Genomic DNA, 22,358 nt, shown 5'->3' on the forward strand with positions numbered 1-22,358 from the left:
GATGAACTCAGAACAAGGCTTTACAGGGCCGGTGAATATTGGCAACCCAGGCGAGTTCACGATGTTGCAGTTGGCTGAAACTGTATTAAAGCTATCTGGCGGTAAATCAAAGATTATTCACCAGCCTTTGCCATCAGACGATCCCAAACAGCGTCAGCCCAATATTGAATTAGCCAAGTTAAAGCTTGGTTGGCAACCGAAGGTCAATCTAGAAGATGGTCTCAAGGAAACGATTGCTTACTTTAGGAGGGTGCTAGCTGGCACGGGCAAATTAGGAGGCATCATATGATTGACATAATCGCACATCGTGGTTATTGGCTTGATGCTGCTGAAAAAAATACCTTCATAGCTTTCACAAGGGCTTTGGAAAATGGCTTTGGGATTGAAACTGACTTTCGGGACTTTAATAGAGAGCTGGTGGTCTCTCATGATATCCCCGTTGCTGGAGCGATGAAGGCCTCACAATTTATTGATTTGTATAGAAAATATCCCGTTTCTGCGCCCATGGCCTTGAATATCAAGTCAGATGGCTTGCACGACTTAATAAGTCAATTCATAGCGCATGCTGAATTTAAGAGTTCATTTGTATTTGATATGGCTGTACCCGATATGCGAGGTTATTTAAAAAGCGGTGTTCATACGTTTAGCCGCTTAAGTGAATATGAGCCGCACCCTGTATTTTTGAAGGATTGCAAGGGTGTCTGGCTAGATGCTTTCGAAAGCGAGTGGTATGGTGCCAGCACTATTAGTTCTCTGCTGAACCAGGAGAAAAAAATAGCAATAGTCTCTCCAGAGCTACATGGGAGACCACGTTTAGCTCTATGGGCTCTAATTAGAGATCATGATTTTCATCGTAATGAATTAGTGTCTATTTGCACTGATTTCCCCATGGAAGCAAAGGAATATTTTTATGAGCAAGATTAAGGCCATATTATTTGATATGGATGGCGTCCTCATAGATGCAAAAGATTGGCACTATGAGGCACTCAACCAGGCGCTTGCTATTTTTGGCATGGAAATTAATCGATATGATCACCTAGTTACTTATGATGGCTTACCAACAAAAAAGAAATTAGAGATGCTTACTCTGGAGCGTGGATTACCTAGAGCATTGCATAGCTTTATCAATGACATGAAGCAAGAGTTTACTTTTCAGTTAGGCTATGCGAAATGCAAGCCAACATTTAATCATCAATACGCGCTGTCTCATTTAAAAGCGAAGGGTTATAGGATGGCAGCCTGCTCAAACTCGATCCGAAAAACGATGGATATCTTGCTTGAAAGGGCTGCGCTGACTAACTATTTTGATTTTTACCTCTCCAATCAAGATGTCCATGAGCCTAAGCCACACCCTGAAATGTATACCGTTGCAATGCAAAGGATGAACTTACAGCCTAACGAATGCCTCATACTTGAAGATAATGAAAATGGCATTAAGGCTGCTCGAGCCTCTGGCGCACACCTCTTAATTATTCATGATGTCCATGAAGTCAATCTGGAAAATATCACCAAAAGAATTGATGAAATCGAGGTACAGCCATGAATTTAGTTATTCCAATTGCATCTAGTTCTAAGTTTTTTAGTCTTGAAGAGTTTGGCTACCCAAAACCTTTAATTGAAATCATGGGAATACCTATGATAGAGCACGTGATTAAAAATATTACCTACTGTAATAGCTTCAAAAAAATTATTTTTATTTTGCAGCAAGATGAATGCGATCGCTTTCATCTTGACAGTACCTTAAATTTATTAAGCCCCATTAAACCAGAGATTATTAAGTTGAGGGCAGATACAAAGGGTGCTTTATGCAGTGTTTTATTGGCCGTTGAGCACATAAATCAGAATGAGTCCTTGCTTATCTCAAATGCTGACCAAATCTTTGACCGAGGTATCGCCGAGCATCTTCAGCAGTTTGCCTCTAGCAGTCTGGATGCGGCCTGTCTTACCTTTAGTTCTGTGCATCCACGCTGGTCTTATGTAAAAACAAATGGGGATGGATTGGTGATAGAAACTGCAGAGAAAAGACCCATTAGTAAGCATGCAATTGCCGGGATTTACTGGTATAGAAAGGGTTCTGAATTTGTACAAAGCGGTATGGCCTCCATTAAGAATGGATCCTGTGTAGAAGGCAAATATTTTATCTCTCCAGTTTTTAATGAATATGTCTTGTCTGGCAAGAAAGTTGGTTATTACGCAGTGCCTAATGAGCAATACCATACGTTCTATAGCCCCCAAAAAATAGAAGAATATGAGTCAAGCCTTAAACATAATGATAGGCAATAAGATGAAAGTATTTTATTTGAACGATATGACCAAAGGTTGGTTTGTTGGTAACTTTACTCCCACGGTCCTATCAACAAATCAGGTTGAGGTTGCCGTAAAAAAATATAAGGCTGGTGAATATGAGTCAGTACACCACCACAAAATTGCTACCGAGATTACCGTGATTGTTGATGGCGAGGTAAAGATGAATAATGTTGTCTACAGAGCGGGTGCGATTTTGATGATAGAGCCTAACACTCCCACTGACTTCTTAGCGCTTACTGATGTCACTACTACGGTTGTTAAGTATCCAGGCGTAAACAATGATAAATACTCTGGAGTGCCAATTGATTAATATTGTGATTCCAATGGCGGGGCATGGGAGTCGGTTTTCGAGGGCTGGCTATACCGATCCAAAGCCACTTATACCTGTGCATGGTAAGCCTATGATTGAGGTTGTCATTAATAATTTAACGCCAAGCTGTGAGCATCGTTTTATATTTATTTGTCAAGCGGAGCATCTGCATGATTACCCGCTTCGAAATTTGTTAGAAGAAAAGTCGCCTGGATGCAAGATTCTTGAGGTAAGTAGAGTCACGGAAGGAGCTGCTTGTACAGTTCTCTTAGCGAAGCAATATATTAATAATGCTGACCAATTGATGATTGCCAATTGCGATCAATATGTCGAAATCGATATTAATCAGTACCTAAATAGCCTAAGGCCGAATATGGATGGCTTAATTATGACAATGAAAGAAAATCAGGATAAATGGTCATATATTGAGCTCAATCAACATAACAAAATTATCCGGGTGGTGGAGAAAGAGGTGGTTTCTGATGAGGCTACTGTCGGTATCTATAACTATCTACATGGTGCTGACTTCATAGTTGCTGCAGAGGCAATGATTGCCAAAAATCTACGGGTAAATAATGAGTTTTATGTGGCGCCAACTTACAATGAAATGATTGCTAGAGGCAAGACTATTGCTTACTTTAATATAGGTAGACTGGGTCATGGAATGCATGGTTTAGGAACGCCAGAGGATCTCAAAAACTTCATAGCACGGATTAACCAACTATGAAAAAAAACTTAAGGGTTATCTTGATAGAAATCCATTTCTATCAAAAGTTTCCTATTTAATTTACCGTTTGTTAGTAGTCATGAAAGGAGTAAATATAAATATTGACTCTTTGCGAGAATTTAGATCACTACAAAATGGCTTTGTTGATTTAAGTCCTGGAAACTACAAGTTTTACTCCAATGTATTGCTCGGATTAATTTCTCTCTTGTCTGATGAGCGAGTGAGACCAGTTATCCTCGATGTTGGTGCAAATGACGGCTGGTTTGCAAAAGTTGTTTATAGATTTCTAGGAAAAGAGGCTTCAGTCATTTCCTTTGAGCCCCTAAAATCGATGAGCCAAAAGCTGCAAGCAATTGCTGACCGTTTTAAATATATTAAAGATGAAAGTTATGCTCTAGGATCCACCAACGGGGTTGTTGAGATTACCGAATATAGTACTTCCATAGTACTTCCGGCCTAAGCTCCTTAAAGGAGTTTGCACCCTCTTATCAGTATGACCAAGAGCACTATTTGATAAATCCGATATGTAAGTATCCGGTAAATGTTGTGACACTAGATTGGTATCTTGAAGAAAACCATATCGAGAATCCGATTATTTTAAAAATAGATACTCAAGGTTTTGAAATGGAAGTTTTGAAGGGGGCTGCTAAGGCTCTTTCGAGTGGAAAAATTAAAGCGGTGATAATTGAAGTTATGACTATTCAAAAATATTCAAGTTCAGCTTTGTATAACGATATTTTTGATTTACTCCATTCCTACGGATATGTTTTATATGACCTGCATCAATCCTACTACGAAATAAATGGAATGTTATCTGAGTTTGATTGTGCCTTTATTTTAAAGAAATGTTAAATGCTTAAATCCGTTACATGACTAAAAAAATATTGAAGGGTATAGGTGTCGACTTAATTGGAACTATACTAGTCATAGTTATAGGGTTTTTAGTAGTACCTATCTACTTAAGTTTTCTTTCAATAGAGAGTTATGGCTTATGGCTATCAATTAATGCTTTGGTAGCATTAATTGGTTTTTTGGATTTGGGAACCGATCAGTATTTAATAGCAATTGCGGCGGATTCAAAATCATTTGAAAAAAGTGAAATCCTAGATTCTATTTTTTTGGTGTTCATTATCAAAAGCATAACTTTGGTTGGCTTATTAATTGTAAGTTACATAACATTTATTTTTTTGGGATCGTTAATCAAGTTCAATACAGATCTCAATCCTACTGCTGCGATTTTATTTTTTTTCGCACTATTGAACTTAATCATTGTAATAATAGGGGGGTCTATCTCAGCAATTTTAGTGGCTCGTCAACATTTTTYATTGGTAAATGGCGCGGCTGCTCTTTTTAATGTCCTTTCTAGTGTTGGCGCAATTGTGTTGCTCAATTTTGGTTTTGGAATTTTATCTCTCCCAGTTTCTCTAGCATTCTTTACTTTTATGCAATGTTTATATCTATTTTTACAGCTTAAAAATAGATATCCTAAGTTGAGAGTTCGCTTCAAACCTATAAACCTAGGCTTATTAAGAGAGGTGCTCAAATATTCTTTTTCATTTCATCTTGTTAAATGCGTATACGGAATTTTTAGGGTGCAATATCTATTAATTGCGATGGGTTCAATTCTTGGTCCGGCTTTTGTTTCGAGTTTTAGTGTTACGAATAGATTGCCTTCAGCGCTAAGTTCGAATAGCATGAAATTAGCCACCCCATTTTTCCCCTCCCTGGCAGAACTCTTCGCGAATGGCGATATTGAGGGAGTTAAAAATATTTTTTTTGGAATGAGCAAAGTATTGATGAGAATTTCAATTTTCGTCATCATCGTGCTTTACTGTTTCAACCAAATTTTTGTTGGTTTATGGGTGGGGAATAATCTTTACACTGGAAATGCGGTGATGAGTTTGATTTTGGTGTACACTTTTCTCTATATTCCAATGGGAGCATTTGGGGTGGTCGTTTATGCTTCAAAGCGATTTGGCTATTGGCCAGTCTGGCTAGCGGCAGAGATGCTGGTTACCGTTGTTCTCTCGCTTGAATTGGGTCCCGTCCATGGTGCCCCAGGGGTTGTGGCGAGCTTTGTAATTGGGGCAACAGTAAGCCAGGCATATCTTTTTATTCTAGTTAAAAAAGAGCTGGGATTTAGTTTTAGGAATTACATTAAGATCATTTTCTCTTATCTTTTTGTGCCTAGTTTAGTCACCATTATGGGGGGCATTATTTTTAGTGAAATCTTAAAAGTCGATAGCTGGATTTCATTGGCTTTTGCTATCAGTGGATTGACTCTACTCCAATTATTTTCGAGAGAGGGGATAAAATTTATTGCCTCAAAAGAAGTTGAATTCAAAACTAGGGTTATGCGAGCATTTTCATTATGAGAATTGGGTGTGTTATACAGGGCGATATCCGCAGGGGTACGCCTTATGTTATAGACGAGCTTTCCAAAAAATTTGATTTTACGGTTTTATCAACTTGGGCAAATGAAGATAGTTACATTCCAGCTGGAAACTATTCAGTCATTAGAAATGAAAAGCCGCCTAACGGCGGCATTTCAAATAGAAACTTTCAGCGCCTCAGTTCGGCTAAGGGGGTTCAGGAGGCAAAAGCTTTTGGATGCGATTACATACTGAAATGGCGAACAGATATGCTCCCCTCTTTTCTTGACCTTAATATTCTTTTGGAATGGGCCCAATATAAAGTTCCTGATGGGGTTGAGTCTAGGATTGTTATGCCGGCATTTAGAAATTTATCTGTTGATCCAGACTGGTTTTCATCAATACCTGATTTATTTGCTTTTGGCCATACCCAAGAAATGGAGATGTTGTGGGGCGATATTGGTTTTGATTATGCCTTAAGTATGAATATGCCAAAACAGATGTCGATGGAGTTGATGAAAATTTTTCCAAGTACCTCAGATTTGTCCGAGCTTTATTGCTCTGAGTCTGAGCTTTATGCAATTTATAAATCAAGATTGCAATCAAAGTTAGGCCGCAGCCTCGATCATAGGGAGATAGCAGTCAATTATTTTAGATTATTTGATTACAGGCGACTTGGAATTTTTTGGTTTGGTAAATCTAGCGGATTTCGCAGTGTTGGACAAGCTTGGGAGCATCCTTGGTGGAGTGAAGCTGACTGGAAAAGCGGCAAGGTTTCCGCCGTAGCCCCTGGATACATAGTGGCGGGGCGCTTTGCTTTCATTTTTAAGTTATTTTCAGCTATTACTGTTTTGCTGGAGCGCTCTAGCCAAACCATTAAATGGTGGGTAAGAAAATGAGCTTAGCTAAATTTTTTAGTCGCGGCGCTAAATTTTTTTCGAATGACCTACGWCGTAGGTCATTCGAAAAAAAAATTCACCCTGATACTTGGTATAGACATGATCAAATTCTTGAAGATGCAAAATTTAGGTCCTTAGTGGATGGGGACAGTCCTAATTTTTACTCTGATATTGCTAGGAGGGGGCAAGCCCTTCGAAATGAAGTATTAATTAGATTTAAAAATAAGTACTGTAATACAAGAGGCGTGAGAATTTTGATCCACATTCCGCCTAAAGCAGTATCTCCAGGGGGGCACTCTCTTTTTTCCAATTTATTAGAGAGTATTCAGTATATTGGCATTCCATGTGAGGGATTGTATTGGGGGGAGTCAACTGAAGATCGATTAGAGTCTTTTAGGCCAACTGTGCTTATGTCGAGTGACAACGATATTTATAGAAATAGAATAAATTGGGCGGCAGTTGAAAGATATCGGCATAAGGTATCTCTGCAAGTTGGCTTAACTGCTTCCATAGAGGCTTATGGAAATTCGCCTCTCCAAGCCAGACTTGATTGGGCGAAATCAAAAAATATCAATTTTTTTTATAGCTTCAGATCTCCAGAGTACCTTGAGGCCCGCAAAGATTATGCCCCGTATTTTTTACAGGGTTATTCAATATACAGTATTGAATTTGGGGCCAACCCCCTACACTATTATCCAATTGATGCTGTTAAGGATTTGCCATATACGTTCCTCGCCTCTTCTAATCCAGATAAACAAAGTAGATATGAGGAATGGCTTACTCCAATAATGTCTAAATATCCAGGATTTTTGGATGGCCCAGGATGGTCAAATATTAGTCAATATGCAGAAATTAAATACCATAAATTTTTATATGCACGAGCAAGAGTTGGAATTAATTTGCACATTGATGATAGTATTGATTGGGCTAGTGAATTAAATGAAAGAACATATATTCTGGCTGCTTGTGGAATTCCTCAGTTAATAGATAATCCACTTCTGCTTAATAATCGATTTACAAAACAATCCATGTTCCAGGCTAACTCTCCATCTGAATATAAAGAGCTTTTTGAGTTTATAGTTAATTCCCTAAACGAGGACTTTAAAGAAGCTTATTTTGCACTTCATGAGGTGTATGATAACCATACAACTTTTCATCGAGCCGAGGGTTTTGTACATCAGATGGCTGCATTATTAAATGAAAGTATTAATCTATAAAATTAATCATGAAATACAATTTATTTAAAAAAATAGTACATTTAATTTTTATGCGTCCGATTGAATTTTTAGTAGATTATTTGGCATTTATGAATAATTCAAGAAAGCAGCGGGACGCTAGGTTTGGTTATGCAATAAAAAAAATTAAGTTATGTCTAAGAGATAAAACACTATCAACATCATATGATCGACATTATATTTACCATACGGCATGGGCAGCTAGATTAGTTTCTAGAATAAAGCCTTTATTGCACGTTGACATATCTTCAAGCTTGTATTTCAGCTCAATTGTTTCCGCATTTGTACCCATTGAGTTTTACGATTATCGACCGGTAAGATTGGGTTTGTCTGGTCTAAATGATTTTCATGCTGATCTTAGTTCACTTCCATTTTCTAATGAGAGCATTCATTCTTTATCTTGTATGCACGTTATTGAGCATATTGGCCTGGGTAGATATGGCGATCCTATAGATTCAATTGGCGATTTAAAAGCGGCTGCTGAAATTACTCGGGTATTAGCTATTGGTGGAAGCCTGATCATAGTTGTGCCAGTGGGGAGGCCAAATATTGTATTTAATGCGCATAGAATTTATTCTTACAGCCAGGTTATAGCCATGTTTAAAGGCCTTGAACTAGTGGAATTTTCACTCGTTCCAGATGATCCATATGATGGTGGATTAATCGAAAATGCAGATATAAATATAGTTAGTAGTCAAAATTATGGCTGTGGACTTTTCCATTTTAATAAAAATAAAAAATGACATTTAAATATATATCATGCTTAATAAAAAAGTTAATTCCATTTAAGGATTATTTTAAATATGTTTCGTGGCGCATGAGAGTTGCATCATCTATAAATAGTAAAAGTATTAATGCCAATCAGTCTAATTTTATAAAGTATTCTTCTGCATCCATTACTGGAGTTGTTTTTTCAAAGGATCGAGCAATGCAGTTAGATTTATTATTGAGATCCTTTTTTGAGACAAAAATTGGTGAATGTAGTATTAAAATAATCTATGCATATTCTAGCGAACAGCATAAAAAATCATATGAAATACTTTGCTCCATATATGGCGATAAAGCTGACTTTATTTCGGAGGTTGAATTTTTTGGTTTTAAGAAATGCCTAGAAAAAACAATATTAGAATTGTCAACTGAGAAGGTTTTTTTTCTTGTTGATGACATTTTTTTTACAGAATCTATAGATTATGATTATCTATCATCACTAGATATAACTAATGCAATTTTTAGCTTAAGAATGGGTGCTAACCTCAGCTTTTCATATGTTGTAAATTCTTTGCAGCCACTTCCTAAAAATATTGAAGGTAATAATGGAGTTGAAGGTAATAATGGAGTTTTATTAAAATGGAAGTGGAGAGATGGACTGTTTGATTGGGCGTATCCACTTTCTGTTGATGGCCATATTTTCCCTACATTAGAAGTGCTGTCTTGGATAAGGCGTCTAGACTTTAATAGTCCAAGCTCATTTGAAAATTCCCTGCAAAATATTAAATATTTATATCGTAATAAGGACGGCCTCTGTTTTGCCAAATCAAGATTAGTTAATGTGCCAGCTAATAAGGTTCAAAACGAAATTGCTAATCAATATGGCTCAATACATCAAGATCACTTACTTCAGTTATGGCTGGATGGCATGGTAATTGATTATGCAAATTTAAGAGGTTTGATGAATAATTCAGTTCATCAAGAGGTTGATTTTAAATATATTAAACGTGGGCTCTAAGCTTGAACACACCTCGTGTTTCGATAATCATGCCAGCGTTTAATGCTGAGAGAACAATATCACCTGCAATTAAGAGTGTCCTTGATCAAAGTTTTAATGAGTGGGAATTATTGATTATTAACGATGGGTCTACAGACGGCACATTAGAGGTTATTTCAGGGTTTAAGGATAGCAGAATTAAAATAATCAACCAAATTAACCAAGGTGTTGCTGCAGCTAGAAATTCAGGTTTGAAAATAGCTACCGGAGAATACATTGCCTTTTTAGATGCCGATGATCTATGGCTTCCCTCTAAATTACAGAAGCAGATTTCTATTTTTTCTAAATCTCAACTAGATTTAGGTTTAGTCTATTCTGGATATCGAGGTTTTAAATTTAGCGAAACAGATTCATTTAGTCTGTTTACAGGCCCTATAAATATTCATAATAATGATCACTACAAGCTTTTGGTTTCAAACTACATTGCTACACTGACTGTAATGATAAGGCGTGATGTAGTGTTTGATGTTGGATACTTCAGGGAGGATCTTAGGGGGACGGAAGATTGGGATTACTGGATCAGGATTTCAAAGTTATATAGGCTAAAGAAAATTGATCAGGAATTAGCTTTATATAGAATTTCAGCCGGGAGTCTTTCAAGTAATAAAATTACTCATGCCAATGAAGAGTTAAAGGTATTAAAAGCGCACTTACTTGTTGAGGTCGGTATACCCAACAATATCATACATATGGCATATTTATTTTGGTCAATTAAAGCTATGAAGTATCAGCTTTTGACTTGTCGCTTCAAATATTTTCTAAGATCTCTGTTGAGTATTTTAATGTTAAATAATTTCTTTCTCAGAAATTATTTTATTTTATTGTTGTGGATCATTCGTCATTCTTATACTAGAAATCTATCAAAAATACGCGCATCAAATTTTTTTCAATGAATGCCTTGGCTCCCCCAGTATTAATTTTTATTACAGCTTTTATCTTTAGTCTTGGGGTAACCTTTGACTTGGAAATTTACGTTTTCATGTCGATGCTTTACGTGTTGTTAGTGACATCAGTAAGTTCTTATCTTATATATAAAAGCCTTAAGAATTCAATTCATATAGCGCCAAGTTACATAGCTCTTATGACCATTTGTAATCATAGCGGCATGTTACTTGGCTTTCTAATGGCGGGGGGGGCTGATTCAATGATTTGGGCGGCTGATGCAATGGATCATCATCTTCCTAATGCTATTGCCTTTTCTGATTGGATGGCAGGCGAAGGGCAATTAGAAATTTTTAATGAAAACCCATTTAAAACAATTTACATTTCTAATATTTGGGTAGGGTTATTTTTTTATTTTATGGGTGCAAATCCTTTGGCTACTGGATTGGCTATGATGCTAATAAAAATAGTAACCATCTTCATAATTTACAGGGCAGCAATGGAATTGACAAATGATGCTTGCACTTCTTCAGTTGCAGGAATTATTTATGCACTTAGCCCAACAATCACATTTTATACAATTCAATTCTATAAAGATTTTTTTATTCAGCTTTTAGTCTCATTGATATTACTATCAATATTTAAGTATAGAAATAAGATTAAAACTTTGTTAATCATCCCGATCACTATATTAATCTTTGAAAGATTTTATTTATCGATAATGATTTCTATTACATTTTTAGTATACTTTTTCCTTACGGCCAAAGGAGTAATAAAAAAAATATTAATGCAAGTCTTTTGCATAATTTTATCTTTCATCATATTTAGATACTATTTTAGAGGTCAAGAAATTTATGATTTATTTAATATAATTCAAAATTTTGCAGATACTCATAATGATTCTGCGGATGTTACTCCGACGACTAATATTTTTATTGATTTATTTAGAATTTTGTTTACTCCATTTTTTAATTTTCATAAATTAGAGGCCTATAATAAATTTGATTCTTTATTAATTTGGGGAAGTTTTGTACATCAAGTGGTGATGTTATTTTATATAAAGGGAATTTGGATTTATAGAAAAAATAGTTTAACAATTGTGAACTTAGCATTTATTTTTTTAATTTTAATTTTGGCTCTCATTGTTCCCTATAATGGACGAGCTCGCGACAGCTTTTATCCATTAATAGTTATTTATTCTGCAATAGGAATTGCATCATTATTTAAAAGAAATAAATGATTTTATGAAGTCTAAGTGCCAAAATTCAGAACTTAGGGTAATGCAAGTACTGGGTGATGTTTCTGGTGGGATAAGAAAACATGTTCATGACATTGTTAAGTCCGGGGTTGATTATGATACTAATATTTTTTATGTCCATGGGTCAACGTTAGATGTTAAAGCACAATTTGATATTAAATCATTTGATTTATATGGTATTAATAGGCTCCAGTTAGATATAGTAAAAAAGCCCCATTGGAGAGATTTATCTAATATTTTTATATTGTTACGTTATTGCTACAATAATAATATTGATATTATTCATGGCCATGGCGCAAAGGGTGGAATTTATGCAAGAATCGTTGGATTTCTTTTAAAAATTCCATCAATTTATACGCCGCACGGCGGAAGTTTGCATGCAAGTTTTGGATTCTTTGAGGGGTTTATTTACAGATTTATTGAGCGTATATTTAAGCGTATAACCGCTCTTTTCATATTTGAGTCTATATACTCCCTTCAGCGGTTCGAAGTTTTATGTGGGATTCTAGCTGATAATAAGTACATAGTTAACTACAATGGTGTTGATGAAACCCTATTTCTGCCTAAAAAACATTGGAATCATGGGGTTGAAAATAAAGTAAATTTATTAGTGGTTGGAATACTGCGAGATATGAAAGGGCAGCAAGTTGCAATAAAGGCGTTGAACATATTAAATCGATCAAATTTTTACCAATTTCATCTTCATTTTTGTGGCTCTGGGCCAGAATTTTCGTCGCTAGTTAATTTTTGCAAAGATAATTTTATAGATAACGTTACTTTTCATGGGGATGTTGGGGATGTTGCAGCCTATTATGAAAAATGTAATATTGTCCTGGTGCCATCTTTATTTGAATCGTTTGGTTATGTAGCAGTTGAGGCCTCTTTGATGCTTAGGCCCGTAATTGGCTCAAATTGCGGCGGATTGACCGAGGTTATTCAAGATAAAAAGACAGGCTATCTATTCGACTTGGGTGATGCAGCGTCACTATCAAATAGAATCATTACCATACTTAATGATACTGATAAAACAAATGAAATGGTAAATCTTGCAAAGGATTTTGTAGAAAACAATTTTACATTGAAAAAAATGCTTGATAATCTTTTTGATAATTACAAAAATCTTTGATTTTTTTATTATATGCAAAATATTTCAAATAATGAGCCATTGCAGGCCTTTCCTTATGCCGCACCTAATGATGAAATCAAAATAAAATATGCTCATATTTTTAAATTAAATGAACCTTTGCCCCTACATTTTCATAAGGTAGTATTTGATAAGTTTGTGGCGATATTATTTCTGTTGATTTCTGCCCCTATCTTATTGATTCTGAAGCTTGCTTTTTTAGTTGAGGGTTGGATTATTCCCGAAAATGCCGGGCCTATGTTTTTTTATTACAACGGAGTAAGTGCTGGGGAGATTATTCCTAAATATAAGATTCGACTAATTAAGACTAAATACATAGAGCCTGAGGGGGCTAAACGCCATGATTGGATTGCTTATTCAGCGGAGTGGACTCCGGATAGTAGGACCTATGTTGGTCAATTTGTTAAAAAATTCTATCTTGATGAATTGCCTCAGTTCTGGAGCGTACTAAAGGGGGATATGAGTATTGTTGGACCACGTCCTCTGTCTGTATTGCACTATGAGCGTGACCGAGCCCAGGGGAATGTAACCCGATTTTTGCTACGAGGGGGACTTTTGGGATTGGGCCATATTAATAAGGGTACCTCAGAAATGGGTAACCCAGTCTATGAATATGAATACGTGGATCAATATCTCAAACGATCTTCTTTTGGCTTGCTATGCCTAGATTTGTGGATTATTTGGAAGGGTATTTTGGTAATTGTTAAGGGCGGTGGTCATTAGGTTTTAGTTAAAGCCAGCAATTCTCCAATGGCGGTGGAAAGTTGTCTTTGAATACTAGTTTGATACCGCATCAAGCGATCAAGTTGATCTAAGTCTGGGGTGGTGGCCTGTTCTTCGATGGGGCCTAACTTATTAAAGTCAGCAATTTTTTGTGCGCGCACGATCATTCTCATGATTTCTTGACCGTACCACTCGGCAGCTCGCTTTAATTCTTTTAATTCCACCGCTTTTATACCATCTTCAATGTTTAATTCTATTTTAGGCTTTTGATTTGCAAAGACTATTTTCCAATTGATGCTTTGCGAGTAGGGTTCACTACCCTCGGGTTTTTGTTTGGGGAATCTTATTGGCAATAAACTCACCGATGGTCAGCTCGTTTTTTGTAGCCTCACCAAATAAATACTCACAAAACCTAGGAGTTTTATCTAAAAATTCTTCGTGAGTTGATGGTCTCTCAAAATCTACCCAGTAGTTCAGTTCATTACTGATTTCAATCTTTTCTAAAGCTAGAATTTTTTTCCTTACCACCGATTCCCATCGCCAAATTTAATGCTAATGATTTAGTCTCTCGATCCATATCAAGGTGCCGGGCAAGTTCATGGTATCCCCGACTTAGTGCTCTGCTGCGAAGAAACTGCACATCGATTGTATTTTGTATGCGTTCTAATTGAACATTTAACTTTGCTATACGCTCTAGCTGGATACGAATCAATGGATTCGTAGTTGGGTAGGATTCTTTTAGCTCTGCTAATAGTGTGTCATATTTATTTTGCTCAGCATCATTTAGCAATCGAGGCGATGTTGCGCCATGCACAATGGCATTTTTTGATGATTTAGCTTTTCCGGACTCTGAAATCGGGCCGGTAGAGTTCTTTTTGGGTTTGGCCCTTTGGCTAATATTTTTGCTTTTTTGGTTCAAAGCCATGGTATTGATTCCTCAGATATTGATAACTACATTTGCTCCACATATCGCATTACTGTATCCGTTTTTGACCATCTACCTCGATTCATTATTACGGGCATGCTGGCCCCCTCCCTTACTAAATCCTGAGCTGCTCCGACTCGCATAGAGTGGCCGCTGATATTTTTGATAGTAGCGCAATCTAGATTAGCTTTTTTGGCTAATTTCTTATAGATCCGTGGAATTTGACCAGCACCTAGATTTCCAGAAATTTGATTTGCCCGGTTAATGCCTCTAAAAATAGGCCCAGAATGAATTTCGCTTTTTGCCAACCATTCTTCCGCCGCTGCAGTGGCTGACAAAGAAAGATGTAACCATTTTTCTTGGCACTGTTGATCTGTTTTGCTTTTACGTAATTTAATTGAAATAAGTTTATTTTTCCCATTCTCCGAAAGGATAAATTTAATATCGTCAATTAATAAATCCACTATTCCGCTTCTTCTGCAAAGGGTGTCATAGGCAACGAGCAACAGTGCTCTATCTCGAATGCCACGAAGAGAATCATCTGTAGATTTGAGCATTTTATTAAGCACATCTCTATTGATTCCCATGACCTGCTTAGATGACCTTCCCAACTTGCGATGCATTCTGCGTATGGCTAGTTGCACATCGCAATCTTTAGTGGGATCTTCAAGGCGATTGAGTTTGTGGATGGTTGAGATTGAAACTAGGATTTGGCGGATATAGGCTGATGTAAATTTGCCGTCGCTCAGGCTATCGATATAGTTGCTGACAACGAACGGTTGTGAAGGTAGTGGAACAGTTTGATGTTCATGGCAATAGATGATGAAGGTATTGAAATCTGCCTTAAATGCCCTGATAGTTGCAGGCGCATAAGCACCTTCTATTCTTTGCAGAGTTTGGATAAGTAGTCTGGATGCGTTATCCTGATGCAGTTGAGCTAATTTCATAATTTAAAGAAACTAAAAGTGTCAATAATGACACATTATATGTCTAATGATTACAGGTGCGCAAGTACGGGCTGCAAAGTCCCTTATTAGATGGTCGGGATCTGATTTAGCCGATCAGGCGGGGGTTAGCTTATCAAGCATACGCAGGATTGAGGCTTTTGATGGGGTGCCGGATTCGGCCAGCGTAAAGGTGCTGCATGCAATTCAGCAAGCTTTTGAAGATGCTGGAGTTGAATTTATTGGGTCCCCAGAAGAGGGGCCAGGCGTTCGTCTTAAGTTGAAAAAAATAGCTTTTTTGCGAAACGAACTATCTAGTTTGAAGATAGTCTAAGTAGCGGTTGCGTGCGTAGAGCTCGCTAATGCCATATATCGCGCCTGCCAATCATTTCCTCTATTTCCGACATTAATATCAGCGGACTCTGATTCTTAGTTTTCCCAGACCAATTTAGGCTTATCTAATTACATCATGCAGTTTTAATTGGAGGAGTCAGATGCTATCAATCGAGTATGTACACAAGCGGGTCAAGTTATTTCGCATTGAGTTAAGTCTGCTCGTAGTTGCTTGCGTAGCAGTGGTGATTTTGATCTGGCAAATACTGCGAGTGTTGATGGTGCTTAAGTGATGGAAATGCATTTGATGATCTTTTTTCTATTGAAGATATTGCTGCAATTTATCTCAAATCTACTGTGATGCTTGGTGATGCACTTAAAGATGCATCCAGGTTGGAGTTTTGAAGCTCACTATTCTTTTGTATAGCCATACATAGGATATTGAGAATAGGATAAAGAAGCTGGTAAGTATAGGAGTTGAACTCCAAAATACGAGCGCGGGTACTGTAGCTAAGCTGCTGAGAATCCATAGGTAGGGTGCGGTTTTGGAATTTGCATTAAACCAATCGAGTTCATTATGAATGTCCGTTGGATTGAGAATTCGTCTAAAAATTAGTGAATGAAAATGAATGCCGTCAGGATGCCCAGGATTTTTTCCTTGGTGAAACTTTCTGCGGTAGATGGTGAAGAGAGTCTCCATGATGGGGTAAGCATTGATCATCAAAGCAAACCAAGGCGAGATTTCAGGATGGCGATTAACTACTAGTACGCTGAGCACTGCGATCCAAAAGCCAATTAGATAAGCGCCGCCATCCCCCAAGAAGATCAAGCCTCTAGGGTAATTGAGTAAGAAGAACCCCATGATGGCTGCGGCCATCGAAAAACTCAGAAAGAAAATGAATGGATCATTAAATTTGAATCCAATGTAACCAAGCGCAAGCAAAGTAATGATCCCCACCATACTGGATAGTCCATTGAAGCCATCGATGATGTTGTAAGCATTCGCTAATCCAGTAATTGCAAATACAGTAAAAATAATGGAGATGGCTGGTATAGAAAATGCTAGGTCGATGAAAGGTAAATCAAGACCAGTAATTCTGGCATGTAAGAAAATGGTAGCTAAGCCTGCACCAAAAGCTGTTAGCAGCAAGCGAGTGCGTACGCTAATCTGCTTGGTGAGATCTTCTGTTAAGCCAATTCCAAAAGCAGGTAATGCGCAAAAGAGCATCAACATTCCTGGAGGGTCATCTTGAGCGTTTTGATAGTTGATTGCAATGGCAGCAAACAGCGCTAGTGCAATTCCAATGCCGCCAATTCTGGGGACGGCCGCAATATGAAATTTTTGCGGACCATCAAAGTCTTTATCCCCACTGATTCCCCCATGTAATTTTTGGGTGCGAATAATAAGGATCGTGGCAAAAAAGGAGATAAAGAAAGCCGTTAATAATGAGATCACCAATTAATTATAAATACTAAAACGGCCTGAATTTCAGATATTAGCTAGTTAGTTTCTCGAGGTTTTCTCTGGCTGATCAGTAAATTAGGGTTTGTGCTTATTTTTTATATTGGTCTACGGCACCAAACTTAAAAACAAGTATTCAAAAAAGATAATGAGGTGCACAACTCCTCGCAGCAAAGTAGTTCTACCATTCCTTGCAGCAAAGTAGTTCTACCAATCGCCAAAGTTAGGCCACCAATAAAGAAGGTTAAATACATCAGCGTCATATTGAGGCTGCTGATACCAAGACTGAGTGGAAGATTAAAGTAAATTGCAATTGCCGCAATCGTTGGTATAGAGAGTCCAATACTGGCTAATGCTGATCCTAGAGCTAGGTTCAAACTACTTTGTAATCTATTGGCTTTTGCTGCTCGCACAGCTGCAAAGCCCTCAGGCAATAGCACTAGCATCGCAATGGCAATACCTACAATCGTTTTGGGTGCGCCAGCTGCTTTTACTCCTGCTTCAATCGCTGGGCTTAGTAACTCTGCAAGACCTACTACGACAACCAAAGAAATAACCAGCAAAACTACGCTCACTCCGGTTTTGAGATTACTGGGCTTAATCGCATGAACGTTCATATCCGTTTTATGTTCTTCCGCCTTCGGCAGATAGTAGTCGCGATGACTGACGGTTTGAAAGAATAAAAATGCTACATAGAGCGCAAATGAAACAATCCCAGCAAAGGCTAGTTGACTCTTAGTAAAGTCAGGACCTGGCGCGCTGGTAGTCACAATCGGCATTACCAGAATAAAAGTAGCTAAAGCAGTCAGTACAGCAAGTGATGAGTTGGTACCTTCGTTGCGAAAACTCATTTCATGGTGGTGTAATCCGCCAATGAAAATACAAAGTCCAATCACACCATTTAAAACAATCATGACGGTAGCAAAGACGGCATCACGAGCTATAAACTCAGATCCCTCATGACCTGAGAGCATCATGGAAATAATGAGCGAAACTTCAATAATGGTGACGCTAATTGCGAGAACTAGTGCACCATAAGGCTCGCCTGTTTTGTGAGCAACGACTTCAGCGTGGTGAACAGCTGATAGTACTCCGCCAACTAGGGTCATCGCCATAATGACAATAAACCAAGTTTGACCTGCGAGCTGATGAAGAGAGTCTGCTATATGGATAACTGAAAAGTAGGAAGTTGATTGAGTTGATTGATTGGCGTTAAGCTACCAAGATTACTAATTACTATTAAGAAGATACCTAGATTATCTAATGATTATGGTGACAGCTATGACATTTAGCTGCATTTTTCAGGAATTCATCTCTATATGAAAGCAATCATTCTGTTTGGCCATGGCGCTCGTGATGCACGTTGGCGTGAGCCCTTTGATCGCTTAGCGGATCTGTGGAAGGCTCAGTACCCCAATACTCCGGTAGAGCTTGCGTTTCTGGAAATGATGGCGCCCTCCTTAGAAGAGGCGGTTGGATCATTGGCATCTAAAGGGGCTGCCCAAATTTCTGTAGTTTCAGTCTTTTTTGGCCAAGGCGGTCATTTGTGCAATGACTTCCCAGTTTTACTGCAAGCTTGTCAAGCCAAGTACCCGCAGATTGCCTTAAGCGCGACGACTGCGGTTGGTGAAGATCTGGCCGTCTTGCAAGCGATTGTCGATTTCGCTGCTAGAGCGCTCTAGAGTTTCTTCACTATTGATCTGATTATTTCTTAAAGCCTCACCAACCATAATCAGCGCAGGTGAATTACTGTTAAACCACTGATCTGCTTTACCCAGTGCCAGTTCCTTTAGAGTGCTAGACCATAAGCGCTCACGTTTAGTTGAAACTGCTTCCAAGATCTGCACCGGCGTATCTTGGTGATGATTCTGGTTGGTGCTAATGAGTTGCTGCGCAATTTTGGCAGCATCTTTGCGACCCATGTAGTACACCACAAGGTATCTGCATTGGGTTGTGCGATAGGTTGTGAGAATGGCTGTGCGATTTTCTGAGTGGTAGGTTGCTTAGAGTTTGCTGTAGGTGCATTCTCGGTAGCTTGTGCTAGCGTTACAAAGGCAACACTTCTGCTAATCCCTCTAAGGGTAAGCGACTGCTGTATGCTCGCTGCACTAGCTAAGGCTGCAGTAACTCCCGGGACGACTTCAACTGCGATACCCGCAGCTTTGAGCGCCTGGATTTCCTCATCGGCCCTACCAAAAAGCATCGGGTCGCCGCCCTTAAGGCGAACAATGATTTGGTATTTTTGCGCAGCATCGACTAAACGTTTATTGATAAATTGCTGAGCGGAAGAGAGTTTGCCGCAGCGTTTACCGACTGCAACAAGCTGTGCTTGTGGGCAAAGTAAGAGCATTTCTGGGTCAACCAAAGCATCATGAAATACGATATCGGCTTGTGCTAATAACTTAGCACCACGCACGGTGATGAGATCTGCTGCGCCAGGACCAGCACCAACTAAATACACCTTACTTGGAGTATCGCTACTACCAATTTTGGTATGAGCAGCCTCTGGTGAATTGACGGAGGTATTTGACTTAGTCATGATGCGATTGATTGGATGTATTGGTTCAGCGTCTTTAGATTGATAGTGTTGCCCGTTTATCGCGCCAGGTATTTTGCATAGTTACGCTAAACAAATCGAATTGCTTAAGTGCTACATCAAGTTTTTGATCGGGGCGTAGGGCAAAGCTATCAAAGCCAACACGAGCGCCTTGCAATAGCTGGTCGATCAATACATCACCAATCGCGCGGATTTCCCCAGTCCAGGCAAAACGATCGCGTAATAGCGCGGCAGTACTGAAGCTTCTACCATCTCTAAAGATAGGAAAGTGCGCTGCAACGAGTGGCCACACTTTTTTACCTGCTTCGATTACATCAGCATGCTTGAGGATGTCATCATCAGCAGCAAACCAAACGCCAATCTGACCGGCCTTTGCTTTTGATTGAATATCCGCTTCTTTATTGTGAGTAATCCACCAAGAAAACGGTACCAATACTTTACTCTTGCCGTGCTCTAAGTCAGGGAGTTGAAAATTCGCACCTTTATCTTCGTCTTTATTAACATCGCCACTCCAAATGAACCATTCATTCGGGCCTAAGCTAGGCTTTTGTCCTTTGGGAAAATGCACGATTTGCTCATGGGCTGCAATCACATTGCTGCTGTTATTGGTTTGGCTCATGATGCATCTTCTCCCGATTTGGCTGTTTCGGCCTTTTCTTTCTTCTTGGCGTTCTCGTTTTTATCTTTATAGGTGGCCTCTTTAAATGGTGCCACTCCAAGTCGGTTGTAGGTGTCAATAAAGGCTTCGCCTTCATTGCGCTGCTCTACATAAGTATTGATGATGTTACTCATCACATCGGGGATTTCATCAGCGTAAAAAGAAGGCCCAATCACTTTGCCAATGGCAGCATCATTGCCTTGCTCGCCACCTAGGGTGATTTGATACCACTCTTCACCATCCTTATCGACGCCAAGTACGCCAATATTACCAACGTGATGATGACCGCAAGAGTTAATGCATCCAGAAATATTCAAACTAATGTCGCCTAGATCAAATAGGTAATCCAGATCATCAAAGCGCTCTTGAATTGCTTTAGCAATTGGCAATGACTTGGCCATTGGCTAGCGAGCAAAAATCGCCGCCTGGGCAGGCAATGATGTCAGTTAGCAAGCCCACATTAGGCAGTGCTACTTTTTGCTTTTTCGCTTCTTGCCAGAGTTCATAAAGCTGAGATTGCTCGACATCTGCTAGCACTAAGTTTTGTTCATGCGTAGCACGCAGTTCACCAAAACTATATTGATCGGCCAGATCGGCAATGGCCAGCATCTGCGCTGTTGTGGCATCACCAGGCGCTACTGAACCATGAGGTTTGAGCGACAAAATCACACTGGCATAACCCGGTACTTGGTGTGGTTTGACATTGCGCTCTAACCATCTTGCAAAGGCTGCTTTTTCAGCATCGCTTGCCAGATTAATCACTTGCTCATTACTGAGTGCTGGCAAGCTCTTATAGGCAGGCTTTGTAAAGTGTTTGGCAACGCAATCCCACTCTGCTTGTGTAAAGTTATCGTCACCATTCTTGATATGTAACCACTCACCTTCGACTTGCCTTGCGAATTCTTCTGGGCTTAAAGCCTTAACCAAGATCTTGATACGCGCTTTATAGAGATTGTCCCGGCGACCAAAGCGGTTATAGACGCGCAGTAATGCTGTTAAGTAGCTTGGTAGTAATTGCCATGGCAAGCCAGTTTTAATCAGCGATCCCAAAATCGGTGTACGCCCCATACCACCACCAGCATAGATGTCAGCTAACAGTTCACCTCGGGCATTTTTCTTGAGCTCAATACCCACGTCATGGCAAAGCAAAATAGTGCGGTCTTCTTTTGCGCCATTAATCGCAAATTTAAATTTACGGGGCAGGTGAGCAAACTCCGGATGCAATGTTGACCATTGACGTAGTAACTCACAGATCGGACGTGGGTCTACGTATTCATCGCCAGCAACTCCAGCAAACGCATCGCTCATAATATTGCGAATGCAGTTGCCTGATGTTTGGATGGCATGCATTTCAACTTTGGCAAGCTCAGCCAAAATATCGGGCGTGTCTTCTAGTGTGACCCAGTTGTACTGAATGTTTTGACGGGTAGTGAAGTGACCATAACCACGGTCATATTTTTCAGCAATCAGCGCCATGGTGCGCAATTGTTTGGAATTAAATAAGCCGTAGGGAATAGCAACGCGCAGCATGTAAGCAAGGCGTTGGTGATAAAGACCATTCTGGAGTCTTAGTGGACGAAACTCTTCTTCAGCCAAACTGCCGTCAAGGCGTCTTGATACCTGGTCTCGAAATTGTGCAACCCGTTGATCTACAAGGGTTTGGTCAATGTGGTCATATTTATACATAGCCCACGATTGTCATGGATTTTCAATATTCCTTCAAATACTCAAAAATCCATTCTATATAACCCGCAGCTATATAGATTCGAAAGCTCACAACTTGGCAAAAGTCTGCTTCAATAGCCTAAAAAGAGGGGTAAAAATCCCCCAAATCATGAAAACCATCATTACGGAGAC

Annotated in this window: 24 protein-coding genes and 4 pseudogenes; 20 read left to right on the plus strand and 8 right to left on the minus strand. The window is 39.0% G+C overall.

Going from position 1 to position 22,358, the window contains the following annotated elements:
- From DXE33_RS00005 to DXE33_RS00085, 17 genes and pseudogenes are all read left to right on the plus strand, one after another.
- Window positions 1–289: pseudogene (locus DXE33_RS00005) on the plus strand (SDR family NAD-dependent epimerase/dehydratase); the annotation flags it as partial.
- A complete protein-coding gene (locus DXE33_RS00010) occupies window positions 286–924 on the plus strand; it encodes a PI-PLC domain-containing protein (protein WP_114638096.1) in 639 nt (212 codons plus the stop codon). The pseudogene DXE33_RS00005 and the gene DXE33_RS00010, both read left to right, overlap by 4 nt.
- Window positions 911–1,543 (plus strand): HAD family hydrolase, encoded by a 633-nt coding sequence (locus DXE33_RS00015; RefSeq protein ID WP_114638097.1) that lies wholly within the window; start codon window positions 911–913, stop codon window positions 1,541–1,543. Before DXE33_RS00010 ends, DXE33_RS00015 begins: the two co-directional genes overlap by 14 nt.
- Entirely contained in the window at window positions 1,540–2,283 is a 744-nt protein-coding gene (locus DXE33_RS00020) for a glycosyltransferase family 2 protein (RefSeq protein WP_114638098.1), read from the plus strand. Before DXE33_RS00015 ends, DXE33_RS00020 begins: the two co-directional genes overlap by 4 nt.
- Before the next feature lies 1 nt (window position 2,284).
- Window positions 2,285–2,617 carry a hypothetical protein gene (locus DXE33_RS00025; RefSeq protein WP_114638099.1) on the plus strand — a complete coding sequence of 111 codons (333 nt, stop codon included), beginning with the start codon at window positions 2,285–2,287 and terminating at the stop codon, window positions 2,615–2,617.
- On the plus strand, window positions 2,586–3,344 hold the full coding sequence (locus tag DXE33_RS00030) for a glycosyltransferase family 2 protein (protein ID WP_197711952.1): 759 nt from the start codon (window positions 2,586–2,588) through the stop codon (window positions 3,342–3,344). Before DXE33_RS00025 ends, DXE33_RS00030 begins: the two co-directional genes overlap by 32 nt.
- A gap of 79 nt (window positions 3,345–3,423) precedes the next feature.
- The gene (locus DXE33_RS10300) at window positions 3,424–3,804 is read left to right on the plus strand and encodes an FkbM family methyltransferase (protein ID WP_114638101.1); all 381 of its coding nucleotides are present in this window, start codon (window positions 3,424–3,426) and stop codon (window positions 3,802–3,804) included.
- Between the two features lie 32 nt (window positions 3,805–3,836).
- Window positions 3,837–4,196, plus strand: a pseudogene (locus DXE33_RS10305) (FkbM family methyltransferase); the annotation flags it as partial.
- A 17-nt stretch (window positions 4,197–4,213) separates the two neighbouring features.
- Window positions 4,214–5,719 carry a lipopolysaccharide biosynthesis protein gene (locus DXE33_RS00045; protein WP_162785377.1) on the plus strand — a complete coding sequence of 502 codons (1,506 nt, stop codon included), beginning with the start codon at window positions 4,214–4,216 and terminating at the stop codon, window positions 5,717–5,719.
- Window positions 5,716–6,615 carry a hypothetical protein gene (locus tag DXE33_RS00050; RefSeq protein WP_114638104.1) on the plus strand — a complete coding sequence of 300 codons (900 nt, stop codon included), beginning with the start codon at window positions 5,716–5,718 and terminating at the stop codon, window positions 6,613–6,615. The genes DXE33_RS00045 and DXE33_RS00050 overlap by 4 nt, the downstream gene beginning before the upstream one ends.
- A complete protein-coding gene (locus DXE33_RS00055) occupies window positions 6,612–7,832 on the plus strand; it encodes a glycosyltransferase family protein (RefSeq protein WP_162785378.1) in 1,221 nt (406 codons plus the stop codon). The genes DXE33_RS00050 and DXE33_RS00055 overlap by 4 nt, the downstream gene beginning before the upstream one ends.
- Before the next feature lie 8 nt (window positions 7,833–7,840).
- Window positions 7,841–8,593 (plus strand): DUF268 domain-containing protein, encoded by a 753-nt coding sequence (locus tag DXE33_RS00060; RefSeq protein ID WP_114638106.1) that lies wholly within the window; start codon window positions 7,841–7,843, stop codon window positions 8,591–8,593.
- A gap of 74 nt (window positions 8,594–8,667) precedes the next feature.
- Window positions 8,668–9,576 (plus strand): hypothetical protein, encoded by a 909-nt coding sequence (locus DXE33_RS00065; protein WP_162785379.1) that lies wholly within the window; start codon window positions 8,668–8,670, stop codon window positions 9,574–9,576.
- A gap of 2 nt (window positions 9,577–9,578) precedes the next feature.
- Window positions 9,579–10,508, plus strand: a complete 930-nt coding sequence (locus tag DXE33_RS00070) for a glycosyltransferase family 2 protein (protein ID WP_162785380.1) — start codon at window positions 9,579–9,581, stop codon at window positions 10,506–10,508.
- Window positions 10,505–11,737, plus strand: a complete 1,233-nt coding sequence (locus DXE33_RS00075; protein WP_162785381.1) for a hypothetical protein — start codon at window positions 10,505–10,507, stop codon at window positions 11,735–11,737. Before DXE33_RS00070 ends, DXE33_RS00075 begins: the two co-directional genes overlap by 4 nt.
- Before the next feature lie 40 nt (window positions 11,738–11,777).
- Window positions 11,778–12,881, plus strand: coding sequence for a glycosyltransferase (locus tag DXE33_RS00080; RefSeq protein ID WP_231970266.1), 1,104 nt, complete (start codon window positions 11,778–11,780; stop codon window positions 12,879–12,881).
- A gap of 12 nt (window positions 12,882–12,893) precedes the next feature.
- Window positions 12,894–13,622, plus strand: coding sequence for a sugar transferase (locus tag DXE33_RS00085; protein WP_114638111.1), 729 nt, complete (start codon window positions 12,894–12,896; stop codon window positions 13,620–13,622).
- Here the strand turns inward: DXE33_RS00085 and DXE33_RS00090 are convergent.
- The 3 genes from DXE33_RS00090 to DXE33_RS00100 form a co-directional block, all read right to left on the minus strand.
- On the minus strand, window positions 13,619–13,984 hold the full coding sequence (locus DXE33_RS00090; RefSeq protein WP_114638112.1) for a hypothetical protein: 366 nt from the start codon (window positions 13,982–13,984) through the stop codon (window positions 13,619–13,621). The genes DXE33_RS00085 and DXE33_RS00090 overlap by 4 nt on opposite strands.
- Before the next feature lie 128 nt (window positions 13,985–14,112).
- Window positions 14,113–14,547, minus strand: coding sequence for a hypothetical protein (locus DXE33_RS00095; RefSeq protein ID WP_114638113.1), 435 nt, complete (start codon window positions 14,545–14,547; stop codon window positions 14,113–14,115).
- A 26-nt stretch (window positions 14,548–14,573) separates the two neighbouring features.
- Complete coding sequence (locus DXE33_RS00100; protein ID WP_114638114.1) at window positions 14,574–15,494, minus strand: site-specific integrase; 921 nt, start codon at window positions 15,492–15,494, stop codon at window positions 14,574–14,576.
- Between the two features lie 46 nt (window positions 15,495–15,540).
- On the opposite strand from DXE33_RS00100, the gene DXE33_RS00105 reads away from it, so the two are divergent.
- Together DXE33_RS00105 and DXE33_RS10310 are read left to right on the plus strand one after the other, a co-directional pair.
- Window positions 15,541–15,825 carry a helix-turn-helix domain-containing protein gene (locus DXE33_RS00105; protein WP_114638115.1) on the plus strand — a complete coding sequence of 95 codons (285 nt, stop codon included), beginning with the start codon at window positions 15,541–15,543 and terminating at the stop codon, window positions 15,823–15,825.
- 160 nt (window positions 15,826–15,985) lie between these two features.
- Window positions 15,986–16,117 carry a hypothetical protein gene (locus DXE33_RS10310; protein WP_269460007.1) on the plus strand — a complete coding sequence of 44 codons (132 nt, stop codon included), beginning with the start codon at window positions 15,986–15,988 and terminating at the stop codon, window positions 16,115–16,117.
- Window positions 16,118–16,200: 83 nt separating this feature from the next.
- Here DXE33_RS10310 and DXE33_RS00110 read toward each other — a convergent pair whose 3' ends face one another.
- Together DXE33_RS00110 and DXE33_RS00115 are read right to left on the minus strand one after the other, a co-directional pair.
- Window positions 16,201–17,280, minus strand: a complete 1,080-nt coding sequence (locus DXE33_RS00110; RefSeq protein WP_162785382.1) for a glycosyltransferase family 4 protein — start codon at window positions 17,278–17,280, stop codon at window positions 16,201–16,203.
- A gap of 128 nt (window positions 17,281–17,408) precedes the next feature.
- Complete coding sequence (locus DXE33_RS00115; RefSeq protein WP_231970267.1) at window positions 17,409–18,401, minus strand: calcium:proton antiporter; 993 nt, start codon at window positions 18,399–18,401, stop codon at window positions 17,409–17,411.
- Between the two features lie 204 nt (window positions 18,402–18,605).
- Between DXE33_RS00115 and DXE33_RS00120 the strand changes: the two genes are divergently transcribed.
- Window positions 18,606–18,968, plus strand: coding sequence for a sirohydrochlorin chelatase (locus DXE33_RS00120; protein ID WP_114638117.1), 363 nt, complete (start codon window positions 18,606–18,608; stop codon window positions 18,966–18,968).
- Here the strand turns inward: DXE33_RS00120 and cobA are convergent.
- The 3 genes and pseudogenes from cobA to DXE33_RS00135 all read right to left on the minus strand — a co-directional run bounded on the left by cobA (window position 18,891) and on the right by DXE33_RS00135 (window position 22,187).
- Window positions 18,891–19,825, minus strand: a pseudogene (gene cobA, locus DXE33_RS00125) (uroporphyrinogen-III C-methyltransferase). The gene DXE33_RS00120 and the pseudogene cobA sit on opposite strands and share 78 nt — an antisense overlap.
- 34 nt (window positions 19,826–19,859) lie before the next feature.
- Window positions 19,860–20,462, minus strand: a complete 603-nt coding sequence (locus tag DXE33_RS00130) for a DUF934 domain-containing protein (protein ID WP_114638118.1) — start codon at window positions 20,460–20,462, stop codon at window positions 19,860–19,862.
- Window positions 20,459–22,187 (minus strand): annotated as a pseudogene (locus DXE33_RS00135) (nitrite/sulfite reductase). The gene DXE33_RS00130 and the pseudogene DXE33_RS00135 overlap by 4 nt, the downstream one beginning before the upstream one ends.
- Between the last annotated feature and the right edge of the window lie 171 nt (window positions 22,188–22,358).

Source organism: Polynucleobacter necessarius (genome assembly GCF_900096765.1).
Classification (GTDB): domain Bacteria; phylum Pseudomonadota; class Gammaproteobacteria; order Burkholderiales; family Burkholderiaceae; genus Polynucleobacter; species Polynucleobacter necessarius_F.